A 12,774-nucleotide genomic window follows, 5' to 3' on the forward strand; every position below is an offset into this window, starting at 1 on the left:
ATCCTAAAGAACAGATTTCCTCTCTACGATCTTCGTTTGAATTTTGATGGTAATCGTTTTCTCATGTGAATGATTTATGCGTTTCATAAGAAGATTAAATGCCGATTGGGCAAGCTGCCCGGTATCCTGTCTGACCGTTGTAAGAGGAATCGGCGTTAACGCTGATAAATGGATATCGGAGAACCCAACAATTGAAAGCTTATCTGGGACAGGGATCCCCATACACAAGGCTGTATATAAGGTTGAAATGGCCACATGATCATCCCCGCACATGAGGGCTGTCATCTGCGGATTTTCCTGAATAAACCGTTCCTGTTCCGGGTCGCTCTCGTTAATACGACTTGGATTGCATTCCACGCTTTTAAAATGAATATATTGGTTTTTGACGGGAATAGCATGATCGAGCAATGCCTGGATATAACCTAGATACCTCTCCTCCCTGCTAGTGATATTATCTATCGAGTTCGAGGTGTATCCGATTTCCCGGTGCCCCTTCTCGATCAAATACTGGGTCATCTGGTAAGAACCCTTATAATGATCGTGATACACGCAATCAATCTGAACCTCACGAAAAATTCGATCGATAATAACAATCGGAAACTGCTGTAATTTCAATCTCAGCACCTGGTCACTGCATGTCTTGCGCCCTTGGGGAAATAAAATGATACCACCTATTCCCCCTTCAACAAGCCTCTGCAGGCAACGATCCTCATCATCTTTATCCTTGCTGATTTTCAGAATAAGGTCGCAATCGTGTTTTCGCACTTCGATCTCTGCTGCTGCGATAATTTTTGAAGTGTAATCAGATAGATGGGGCACTATGAGAGCTATCTGCTTACTCTGCTTCTCCTCAACTGGAAGCGCTTTACTTTCTAACGGAAGTACTCCGTTGTAAGGCTCTCCATCCCTTGGTCCGGAAAGGAAGGTCCCCCTTCTCGGCAAACGGTACACCAGACCTTGCTCGACCAACCGTTCCAGCGCCAGCTTACTCGTCATCCGGCTAACACCGAACAACTTCGCAAGTTCTCCTTCCGAAGGGACGGGATCATGCGGTTGAAGCCTGCGGCTCTGGATAATGCCAATGGCTTTATCAGCTATTTGCAGGTAAAGTAGACTTGGTTTCTTTGACTCGTGTGCATTTTTCATTTCTAATTATCCCTCGTTTTAATCAAAATCATGGACTGCAGCTTTGGCGGCTAGTTCATCATTCCTTTGTTTGATTAATGTTGCTTCACATAGTGCTATGAATCACACATAGATCAGTGATCTATACTGAGCTTAATCCATGTCACTGACATATACAATGACATAGGTCGTTAAGCTTTTGTAAAAAGTAGTATCTCGCATCAAAAATTCTGATCAAAAAAGTGCGCTTCCCACATCATAAAACATAAGGAAATTGAGATGGTACAGAACGAAATATAAATATATCATATATATCAATTTAATTTGTTTTTTAATAATATAGTATTTTTATATCCACTTTTCGATACAAGACAAAAAGCAACTCTTTATAAGGACCTTTTAGGCCTACAAAGAGTTGCTTTTTGTCATTTATATTCCTATCACTTTATTAACGGTCCTGTCGATTTACCCACCACTAACTTCGGTTGCAGGATAATCTTATGATACTTGCCGTCACTTTCACCGTCGCTATCCAACAAATCAATCAATATTTCCGCAGCTTGTCTGCCTATCTCTATCTCGGATTGAGCAACATGCGTGAAAGCACTTGTTTCGCCTTCCCCCGAGTATGGGTCATCGAAGGTGAGAATAGAAAGTTCATCAGGAACATTAAGCTCTAATCGTTGTGCGATGGCAGCAATATGAAGACCCAGCTTAGCATTTAGTGTAATATAAGCCGTAGCCAATTTATTACGGACATATCTATACAAAGGATGCTGATCATCGACGCCTTTTTTATAATCTATTCTGAATTCGGTTAAAATGAATGCTGGATTGATCAAAGCATTTTTCTGCTTTAAAGCTTCCATATAACCCGCAATCCGCCCTTCAACTGTAGTTGTAGAAAGCGGAGAATCTGTAACGATGGCGATATCCCGATGACCCAGATCCCAAAGGTGAGAGACCGCCAATTGGGTACCCAGAAAATTATCTGAGCTCACCACATGCGTTTCTACGCCAGGTAAATTTCGATCAATCAATACAAATGGATAATTTCGTATCTTCAATGCGAGGATTTCTTCATTATATGTTTCCGCATCAATTGGAAAAATAATCAAGCCCTCTGCACCCTTATGGATGAGCTCCCGAATCGCTTCTTTTTCTCTATCCTTGTTATCTTTCGTGAGTACAATAGCTAAATAATAACCACTCTCATCCAATATCGAATTAATGCCTTGAATCAATCTTAATGCAAAGTAATCCTCTAACGACGGAATCAAGAAGCCGATCATTCGGCGGCGATTCGTAGCCAGCGGTTGATAGCTTTCCGCAGAAATCACATTAGGTTCAAGCTCGCTCACTTCAGGCTTGTCTTGATAGTGTGAAACAGGTTGAGGCATAGACTTGCCATGGACGAAGCTTCCTCTTCCAGGTATTCTGTAAATCCAACCATCCTTGGCTAGCTGAGTGAGGGCATTCGCAACCGTGATTCGGCTAACGTGAAACTCCTCCATCAATTCTTTTTCTGTTGGAATTTTGTCATCCTTTGCCAGCTGCCCTGTTGTAATCAAGCGCTTAAAATGCTCCTGAATCACCATATATAATGGTTGTCTTTCATTATTCATTGTTCTATGCCCCTATTTGCTAAATTCTCTTATATCAATTATAGCAAACCAACCTGCATAGTCAATACCCTTCGACTGGCCATGACTTTGGTGTCCTTACCGGCAGCCTGCTGTGGAATTACCCATTCCGATATGAACGGGGCGTATGACCTGTCCTCTTCTTGAATAGTTTGACAAAGAAACCCTTGTCCTGATAGCCAACCGCTTCTGCGATTTCGGACACAGGTAAACGAGTTGTTCTCAGAAGCTCGCAGCTGCGCTCAATACGCAGGTTCTGGACGTACTGCGTGAAAGTAAAGCCTATCTCTTTAACGAACAACCGATGGAAATGACGCTCGCTGAGCCCAGCCGCTATGGAGGCTTGTCCAGCTGTAATCGAGGCAGACAAATTCTCGCGAATGAAGGAAATCGCCGCGCCTAGTTTTCTCTCGGTCTTCATCGGAATCTCGTTCTCCAATTCAGTGAGATGCCTCTCCAGCTCCGTTGCAAGCACAATAAACAAACCGTGCATACGCGGAACAAAGCCGATCTTCCGCTGACGGAATTCCTGATAGGCTTGAACTAACAACGTATGGAAAACACCGGTGGTATCCCGAATTTGCTTCCATTCCGGCTGACCTGGAACAAGGTTTAGCAAGGGTAATACCGCCGTCAAACCGTCAAGCCCTGGAAATTGCTGCAGTGCCTCGGCCACTCGTCCGGCTATGAATATAAAGTTATAAACGACTAGTGGAAACTCAGGATCGGTTGACCGTGGACGGAACACGTGCGAAGTGCCCAGCGGCAAAATGAACAGATCTCCTGGACTCACTGAAAGTGTCTCTTCACCGATATAATGAAAGCCTCTCCCCTCTGCAACATAGCAAATTTCCGTAAACTCATGCTCGTGCAGCTGCAAGGAATAGGATTCAGAGACTCGGCTCACGTTATATGGCAGTTCTTCGTCAAAGTAGAGCTGTGCTGGCGTTATCTCAGCCTTTTTTCTTATCATGGGATGCCCCCTTCAATGGCAGTATACCCACAAATATTGGCAGAATCAACACTTTAATGTCCATTATAGCAAGGTATAATGAGAGAGAAAACCATTAGGCCCACATGAATCTTGGACACATTTTAGCAGGAGGTAGACGGTATGAAGCTTACAGGACTGAAAACAGAGTATACGGTTACACCGCTTGGCATCGACACTTTGAAGCCAAGATTAAGCTGGCGGTTGGAATCTGACATACGCGGCATCAAACAAAAGTCTTATCAAATCCTGGTTTCCTCCAATCTTGAATCCCTTTTGGCTGATACCGGTGAGATTTGGGATTCAGGGAAAATCGATTTCGATCTAACCTACTCTATTCGTTATGCAGGGAAAGAGCTTGTATCCGGACAACGCTGCTATTGGAAGGTCAAGATTTGGGATCAAAGCGATTCTCCAAGCGAGTGGAGTGAGCCTTCTTGGTGGGAAATGGGACTATTGGAGGACACTGAATGGCTAGGACAATGGATTGGGGGAACTCCCGTTCAAACGGATACAGAAGCTCCCGCACCCTTACTACGAAAAACAGTCCAACTAGATAAGAAAATTGTTCACGCCCGAGCCTACATTTGTGGACTAGGTTATCATGAATTATGGATCAACGGGGCAAAAATCGGTCACAACGTATTGGATCCAGGGTTTACCAATTACGATCAACGCGTGCTTTATGTGACTCATGATATAACGCATAACTTGCATAAGGGAATCAATAGCATCGGTGTGGAACTAGGACGAAGCTTCTATGCACTCAAAACCCCAAATGTCTGGCATTGGGAACAAGCTTCTTGGAATAGTGAGCCAAAGCTGCTTATTCAAGTGAATATCCGATTTGAGGACGGCTCCAGTCTTTCGGTTACCAGCGATGAGACTTGGCGTACGACATCTGGACCGAGGCTGAAAAATTCCTTATACAGCGGAGAAGTTTATGATGCTAGGCTTGAAAAATCGGGCTGGACATCTCCTGATTACGACGATGCTGATTGGTCTATTGCTGCTTTGATAGCACCGCCTCCGACTAAGCTGCAATCCCAAATGATCCCTCCGATTCAAATCATCGAAACCGTTCAACCTATAAGTATTCGTCATACGGATGCAGGCCATTATATCGTTGATTTTGGCATCAACATTGTTGGATGGGTTGAATTCCAGGTTCAAGGTGAAGCCGGTAGATCGGTACAATTACGTTATGGGGAAAAATTGAATCCTGACGACACGGTATATAACGAAAACTCATATGTTACCGGGGAGAGTCAAACGGATCATTATATGTTGCGTGGAAATGGCCTAGAGGTTTGGGAGCCAGCTTTCAGCTATAAGGGATTTCGTTTTGTGGAGTTGGTGAATTGGCCTGAAGCTCCAGTCTTGGATTCGATTTCAGGTAAAATTATACGTTCTTCGGTTAGAAAAACAGGAAGCTTCACTTGTTCAAATCCATTATTGAATCACATTTATGAAGCAACCTGTTATACCATTCTTAATAATTTGCACAGTATACCTACCGACACTCCGGTCTATGAAAAAAATGGCTGGACGGGAGATGCCCATCTAATTGCAGAAACTGCCAATTATAACTTTGATCTCTTGCTGTTATGGGAGAAATGGGTGCAGGATATCCAAGATTGTCAAAAGCCAGATGGCGCGATTCCTCTCATCGTTCCCGCATCTAAGTGGGGATGGGACCATGCACCGGTTTGGACCTCCGTTTATGTTCTAGTTCCGTGGTACCTTTATATGCACTATGGGGACCGTCATGTATTGGATCAGCATTATAACGGTATAAAAGCTTATGCGGATTGGGAAATTTCGAAGCTGGATGCGGATCATGCTGCGCACAGTGTGCTTGGAGATTGGGTTCCGCCGGGAAGCAAGGATTGGAGTGCACCCGAAGGCACACGATTAATGGCATCGGCTTACGCTTATCACATTCTAAAAACTGTATGTCAAATTGCAGAAGTTGTAGGAACAGCATCGGACGTTGAGCATTACAATCGTGTAGCGATGAAAATTGCAGAGAGCTTCCATACGACATTTTTCAATCCTGCTAAAGGGATTTATGAAACGGAAATCGAAGCTGGTTATCGCCAAGCCTCCAATATCATTCCACTTGCCTTTGGGCTTACACCTAGTGAAGATAAAAACCAAGTCATTCTACATTTATTACATGACATCATTACTGTTCGTGATAAGCATCTGAATACGGGAATCATTGGCACGAAATACATTCTGCCTGTTCTGACAAATTTGGGCTTTGGTGAGCTTGCCTACGCTATCGCTGATCAGAAAACGTATCCAAGCTGGGGATTCTGGCTGGAGAATGGCCTTCATACACTTTTAGAAGAGTGGGAATTGAAGTCCCGATCACAAAACCATTATATGTTCGGCACGGTTGTGGAGTGGTTTTTTAAGTATCTTGCTGGCATTCAGCCTGATGCTCCGGGGTATAAATCTTTTACAGTAAAGCCGATTGTTGTGGGTTCGCTTAAGCAGGTTTCCGCACAAATGGAGACCATGCAGGGTCAGATTCTGGTGTCTTGGCAGCTCTCCATTGATGGAGATTACAATTTGGATGTTACCGTTCCTCCGAATTCCCAAGCTACAATATTCATCCCAGCCATTGATTCAAATGGAGTAACCGAAAATGGAGTTGCCCTGAGACTTGCCCATGAAGTTAAGATAAAAGACCTTGCTATCGCGGATTATGTGGTCTGTGAAGTGAGTTCAGGCAACTATCATTTCCGTTCTCACAGTCTTCCTAGAGCTTGACTCCCAAACCTAATTCACTCCGATATTCTTACCCTCACGGTATTCGGTAGGTGTTCGATTCGTAAGCGTTTTAAACACGCGATTGAAATGCCGAATATTCGTAAAGCCCGTAGAATCCGAGATCACTTGAATTTTCTCATCCGAGTAGCGCAGCATCGTTTTCGCTTTTTCAATTCGCTTTTCCGTAAGAAAATCGATAAAAGACTGACCTTGCTTGCTTTTAAACAAGCTGCTTAAATAGGACGGACTAAGATAAACGATTTCCGCCATCATGTTTAGGGTGATCGATTCTGCATAGTGTTCTTCAACATATCGCACAACCAATTCAACTGGACTGGTTACAAACTTTTTCTTCCGATTCGCCATGCAAATACTTAAATCACCTAACAGCTTCTGGCAGCGTTCGATCAATTCTTTACTGGACGAAATGGAGTAAAAGACATATTTTCTTGCATGTGCTAATCCATATGTTTGAGCTTGAGGAGGGAATTGGATATAGGGCTCCAACCGCCCATATCCGCTTTCTCCATAATCATCTTCTTTTCTCTGCAGACCGATTTTGGAGGCTGTCGCAGAGCTAACGAACCCTGCACACGTTATTGTCCTCATAATGCGCATACTCGAATGGCTAACGAATCGCAGCCTCGTTACGAAGATGAAAAAGCGTGATTTTTGGCTGTCTTTCCTGCAATAGCATTTTCTCGATTCGTTAGACTATCATAAGCCCGCTTTTGGGCTTCATTACGTTTTCTGAGTTCGTTAGCGTTTGTCCACAATGAAAAGGCAGCCGACTTCGCACACTTGCAGAAGTTTTTGAATGGCCACCTGAGCAAATAGACCTCTCCAAGTTGGCAAAATCGGACTGTAGATCATTTAGTCCAAGTCAATTTCACCGCAATTGGGTAATTTCGGACTCCATCTATTCTTTCATCTTTGCATACAAGGATAAACGACTCTGTCGTCCTTCAGGGACGAGCACGTTTGTCAAAGTAGATGCGAAGCAAAAGTATATTACTTATACTTTCTTATCTACTGAGAAAAGGAGCTGTCCCTCAGGTCTTAATGACCTTCGGGCAGCTCCTTTTTTGGTTTCATCCTCATATAGACAGCGCGGCAATTACGGACCAATCAATACGCCCTGTATGAATTTCTCCAACACGGCAACATCGGTTATATTCTTGTTGCAAGAATCGCTGTTCACACACAAGTAATTGCCGATTGCTCTGTAATAATCAGGCGTAGCGCTTGCCGGCTTCCATTTGGTCACCGCCGTAAATAACGCAACCTCTTCATGCCGATTACACACGAAGCAAACGCCTTTCTTATTCGTCGGCGTATAATTCCCTTCTATTCCAACGAGTTTCCCGTTCAGATGATAGACGAGGAACAATTTATTCGTCGCGATATCGATCCAGCCGAGATACGTTACGTACCTATAGTCGATGGCCGTTAAATCGGGCACCTTCAATTTTTTGATTTTTGGAAAAAGCTTCTTCAGCTGATTTTCCGTCACGTGCGCAAATTCCGCCAAATAAGGCTCCAAGGAACGCAAATAGTGCTGAAACTCTCCTGCTGTCTGCAGCAGTGTTATATCCCCCAGAGCTTGCTTTTGGAGTTCATTCGCATCCGGGAATACCTCGTTCCGTTTAACTTGCGCGTTATATCGGACCGACTCCACCACTTTCCGATCGGAAACGGAGTTGCAGGTACTTTGCAGCAGACTGACCTGCTTCTTAATATCATTATATTGATGGTTTCTAATGAATGGTTGATTCATTGCTTTTCAGCCCCTTATTTTTGATAAAAACAAAATAAGTTGCAAAGCCCCATTACTAGAAACGATTTAAGCTTTCTTGGGCGATCACGACTTCCCAATCACCCCATGCAAAGATCGCCCTAATGAAAGGCTTTGCATGAGTCGTTACTTATTCCGGCAAATTGATTTGCCATATTTACCGCTTCCCTTGTAAGTACTATTATAAAGGAGGTCCTGTAATAGCTGCAAGATTTACACGCTACGAATACTCTAGCAAAGGCTCAGCAAGCCGAAGCTTATACACCTGATGAAACTTCTCTCGCTGATCCGCCTCCACATAATCATCCACATAATGCATAAGAATCATCTTCGCTTGAATGAATTCCGGCAGCGTCAGCAGTTCTTCGAGTGACGTATGCGACGGCAGCTGGTCATCCTGCATATGACATTCGTGATACATGGTTTGCACCTCATCGGCAATACTTCGAATATAGCTTTCATCCAACCTGGTATCCCCGCTAAAGTAAAAGAAAGGCTTGCATAGAAGACCGTAACTGAGCATGTCCGGCACATGCAAAGTAGGGACAAGCTCGAAGTTCACACCCGATACCGCAAACTCTTTTTCCACACATTCAATGTCAAAATAGTCCTCAAACGCGCGCTTGCCCCTCGTCGTCAGCTCCAATCCATGACGCAAGGTTTGCCACAAATCGTCTTTTAAACCGGTTGGCACATAAAGCTTCGGCTTCATTCTGCCCGGGTACACTCGGTGAAACAAAGCGAGTTTCTGCAAGCCATTCACATGATCCTCGTGCAGATGAGTAATAAAAATATGCTCGATCTGATTGAGCTTCATTCCCAATTGATGCAGCCCAAGATGATTAGTCTCAGGGAAATCTATGCAAAGATTCGTATCTGCAAAAGTAAGAAGAGCACTATTATGCCCTTGCTCGACACTGAAACCGTCCCCGCAACCCAGAAATGTTACTTTCATAATACCTCCATTTTTTGTGTGTGATTCTATGTGTTTTTATACTATGATATGGATAGATATGGTCATTTTTAGGAGGATAACATGAACAAACTACATAAACCGAAGCCAAAAATCCACCTTCGCTCTTCTATCTTTATCCTGATGATTTCCTTAATAATTGTACTACTTACCGATAGCGTATTCTACTATTATACGAAGAGAATGCTAACATCTGAGCTTGAAACTAAGCTGCAGCTTATCGCCGATAACGTCGCCATCTCCATTAAACATTCCAAAACGGGTGAGAAATATGTTGAAAATCTAATCGGTCAAAATCTGCGTACGGCTTCCTTAGCGGCCCAATACCGACTCGATCCCGACATTGAGAAAGTGAAGAATGAAGAGCTAACTGTTCTCAGCAAAGAGTTACTGATCGATCATATTACGCTAATGAAACGAAGCGGTGATGATATTATTGGCTACAAATCCTCCGAGCCTAAGGAGATTAATATGAGCACCAAAACCTGGAGCAGAGATTGGTTTCAAGCATTCAATCAGCTTCTAGACACCAAAGAAACAAGTGTAGAAAGCGGCCAATCGCTGCCTCATTATTGGTCAGGTCCTATGAACACATCGATGTCTAACCCTCAATTTGTTGACAAATGGGGCTATTACTACGATGGCCGTACGAATTATATACTCGACCCTTATGTACATGATACGTTCTTTCGAGACTATCAACGGGAAACGGGTGTGGATGCTGTTATTAATGAAATGATTCATGGCTATACTAACCATGGTGCCAAAGAAATTGCCGTCTTTAATACGCCGATTTTCCTAAAACAGCAGGAACAGTATAAAAAGGAAGGCTACACGTGGTTCACAGATCGGGAGATCTTGTTCGGGTCCTACACAATGAAAGATGCTCGGGATCAAGAAATGGTTCAAGCCGTTATGCACTCGAAGCAAACCAAACAGCTCATCACCACGATCAACGGAGAAACCTATCTCAAAATGTTCTTTCCGCTTCAACTGGATTCCCCTGTTGTTATCGGTCTGACAGCCGATTATGAAACCGTACAACAATCAATTCAACAGCAGCAAGTGAATCTGCTCATTCTGATCGGATCAACCGCACTCATCGCATTCATCCTAGTCATTCTGAGCATCCGCTTCATCAATCGCAATCGTGAAGAAACCGCGGAAAGCATCCAAGAGGTTTACGTTGATCATATCGGCTCACTATTCCGTTCCATGAAAGAGCAGCGCCATGATTTCAATAATCATGTGGCTACGATTCATTCCCTTGTTCATTTGAAAGAATATACGGAATTAGATCGTTACACCACGGAGATTATTGTTGAAACAACCGCTTTGAATGACATTATTCAAATTAACGTGCCCGCTTTATGCGCGATTGTGCAATCTAAGGTCATACAAGCCCTCGAACGCAAAATTACATTTTCCCATGAAGTCAGTAACTTAAATCAGATCAACCTTGGAGCTGTCAAAGCAACTGATTTGGTTCGAATCATCAGCAATTTAATCGATAACGCGTTTGATGCCGTTACGGTTTCCAAAAAGGCAGAGGACAAAGAAGTCCGTTTAATTGGTGTTTTGGAAGGAAATGTACTGACATTCAAGGTAATTAACAACGGGGACCCTATCCCAAGCGATCGTCTAAAAAGGTTATTCGAGCCTGGCTTCTCTACGAAACAAGAATCAGGACTCCACGCCGGCTTAGGTTTGAGCATTGTCAAGAAACTAGTGGATAAGTATGACGGAACCGTTCATGTCAGCAGCTCAGAAGCCGAAACCAGCTTTACGATCTCCATTGTCGTCTAAAAGAAATTACACGAACATTATCTATTTGACTTCATTTAATGTTCGTATTATGATAATCAAGGCGGTAATTAATAGCCACATACGTATTAATCGTTCGTATATCCTTGAGAATTGGCTTAAGGGTCTCTAGAGGGAGCCATAACTTCCTAGCTACGACGGGTACTTGTTTTCGCATACCCGTGTGGCTGGGTTTTTTTGTGTCCAAAATTGAATGATCCGAGGAGATTGCAATGAAAGCTTATGATTTTATCGTAGTTGGTGCAGGACCTGCCGGTATTTTTGCTTGTTATGAAATGACACTGCTTCACCCTAACGCTAAAGTATTGCTCGTAGACAAAGGCCATGATATTTACCATCGCAGTTGTCCGATTCTGGAAAGTAAAATCAAACTTTGTCCTCCCCCAGCAGGTAAAAAGGACTTCTCCGGTTGTCTTCCTGCCTGTTCTATTACGGCTGGCTTCGGAGGCGCGGGCGCTTATAGCGATGGAAAATTCAACATCACGACCGAATTCGGCGGTTGGATGACGGATTATTTGGCACCGACCAAAGTGATCGATCTAATTCGTTATGTGGATAGCATTAATCTACAGCATGGTGCAACAGAGAATATTACGGACCCTACGACTGAAGCTGTAAAAGATATTGAGCAGCGTTCCTATGCTGCAGGTCTAAAGCTGCTTCGCGCTCAGGTTAGACATCTGGGAACCGAGCAAAACTTGATGATTTTGAAATCCATCTATGAACATTTGAAAACACGGATCGATATGCAGTTCAAGGCTGAAGTTGAAGATATCCTTACTACCAAACGAGAAGATAAGCATGTAATCCAAGGCATTCGGATGAAGGATGGCACAGAAATTCATAGTAAACAAGTGATGTTAGCGCCAGGAAGAGACGGCTCTGCATGGTTAACGCAAGTACTCAAAAAGCGCCGTCTCAAAATGTATAACAATCAAGTCGACGTAGGCGTCCGCGTAGAAACCTCGGATGTCGTTATGCGCGAAATCAACGAGCATCTTTATGAAGGCAAGTTCATTTATAATACATCAGTGGGTACACGAGTACGTACATTCTGCAGCAATCCATCCGGTCATGTTGTGGTCGAGAATCACAGCGGCGTCATGGCAGCGAACGGCCATTCTTACAAGGATCCAGCTCTAGGTTCCAGTAATACGAACTTTGCCCTGCTCGTTTCTCATAAATTCACTGAGCCTTTCGATAAGCCGAATGAATATGCGCGTGAAATATGTAAACATGCGAATGACTTATCCAGCGGCGGCGTTATTGTGCAGAAATTTGGGGACATTATGCGTGGACGCAGGTCAACGGCTGATCGGATTCGCGAAGGCTTCCTTGAGCCGACTTTATCTGAAGCTATTCCAGGTGATCTTGGACTCGTTCTTCCTTACAATACCATGAAAAGTTTAATTGAAATGATCCAAGCGCTCGAAAAAGTAACGCCAGGTATCGCTTCTGAGCATACTCTTTTCTATGGTGTTGAAGCGAAATTTTATTCCGCTCGTCCTAAACTTAGTGAAAGTTTCGAAACGGAGATACAAGGCTTGTTCTGTGGCGGTGACGGGGCAGGAATTACAAGAGGCTTGGCCCAAGCAGGGGCTGCGGGCATCTGGGTGGCACGCAACGTTGTCGTCTAATTATT

9 protein-coding genes and 1 riboswitch are annotated in these 12,774 nt (G+C 43.7%); of the genes, 3 read left to right on the plus strand and 6 right to left on the minus strand.

Translation table 11 applies throughout. The features are described from left to right. Positions 1-3: 3 nt before the first annotated feature. The 3 genes from G519_RS0122255 to G519_RS0122265 form a co-directional block, all read right to left on the minus strand. The gene (locus G519_RS0122255; protein WP_029196585.1) at positions 4-1,146 is read right to left on the minus strand and encodes a GntR family transcriptional regulator; all 1,143 of its coding nucleotides are present in this window, start codon (positions 1,144-1,146) and stop codon (positions 4-6) included. Between the two features lie 419 nt (positions 1,147-1,565). Then, positions 1,566-2,750 (minus strand): GntR family transcriptional regulator, encoded by a 1,185-nt coding sequence (locus tag G519_RS0122260; RefSeq protein WP_029196586.1) that lies wholly within the window; start codon positions 2,748-2,750, stop codon positions 1,566-1,568. Positions 2,751-2,868: 118 nt separating this feature from the next. After that, complete coding sequence (locus G519_RS0122265; RefSeq protein WP_051253584.1) at positions 2,869-3,741, minus strand: AraC family transcriptional regulator; 873 nt, start codon at positions 3,739-3,741, stop codon at positions 2,869-2,871. Positions 3,742-3,882: 141 nt separating this feature from the next. Here G519_RS0122265 and G519_RS44015 point away from each other — a divergent pair, with 141 nt between their 5' ends. After that, positions 3,883-6,540: an alpha-L-rhamnosidase gene (locus tag G519_RS44015; RefSeq protein ID WP_051253585.1), complete on the plus strand. Its 2,658-nt coding sequence runs from the start codon at positions 3,883-3,885 to the stop codon at positions 6,538-6,540. A 9-nt stretch (positions 6,541-6,549) separates the two neighbouring features. Here G519_RS44015 and G519_RS47735 read toward each other — a convergent pair whose 3' ends face one another. The 3 genes from G519_RS47735 to G519_RS0122290 form a co-directional block, all read right to left on the minus strand. After that, complete coding sequence (locus tag G519_RS47735; RefSeq protein WP_161632946.1) at positions 6,550-7,149, minus strand: helix-turn-helix domain-containing protein; 600 nt, start codon at positions 7,147-7,149, stop codon at positions 6,550-6,552. Positions 7,150-7,657: 508 nt separating this feature from the next. After that, complete coding sequence (locus tag G519_RS0122285) at positions 7,658-8,317, minus strand: FusB/FusC family EF-G-binding protein (protein WP_029196590.1); 660 nt, start codon at positions 8,315-8,317, stop codon at positions 7,658-7,660. 238 nt (positions 8,318-8,555) lie between these two features. Further along, positions 8,556-9,290 (minus strand): MBL fold metallo-hydrolase, encoded by a 735-nt coding sequence (locus tag G519_RS0122290; protein WP_029196591.1) that lies wholly within the window; start codon positions 9,288-9,290, stop codon positions 8,556-8,558. A gap of 81 nt (positions 9,291-9,371) precedes the next feature. On the opposite strand from G519_RS0122290, the gene G519_RS0122295 reads away from it, so the two are divergent. Together G519_RS0122295 and G519_RS0122300 are read left to right on the plus strand one after the other, a co-directional pair. Beyond that, positions 9,372-11,114: a sensor histidine kinase gene (locus tag G519_RS0122295; protein WP_036633598.1), complete on the plus strand. Its 1,743-nt coding sequence runs from the start codon at positions 9,372-9,374 to the stop codon at positions 11,112-11,114. 74 nt (positions 11,115-11,188) lie between these two features. Beyond that, a riboswitch (purine riboswitch) is annotated at positions 11,189-11,287 on the plus strand. A 57-nt stretch (positions 11,288-11,344) separates the two neighbouring features. Then, a complete protein-coding gene (locus G519_RS0122300) occupies positions 11,345-12,769 on the plus strand; it encodes an NAD(P)/FAD-dependent oxidoreductase (protein WP_029196593.1) in 1,425 nt (474 codons plus the stop codon). Positions 12,770-12,774: the final 5 nt, after the last annotated feature.

The sequence above is a fragment of the Paenibacillus alginolyticus DSM 5050 = NBRC 15375 genome, from assembly GCF_000422905.1.
In the GTDB taxonomy this organism is placed as follows: domain Bacteria; phylum Bacillota; class Bacilli; order Paenibacillales; family NBRC-103111; genus Paenibacillus_E; species Paenibacillus_E alginolyticus.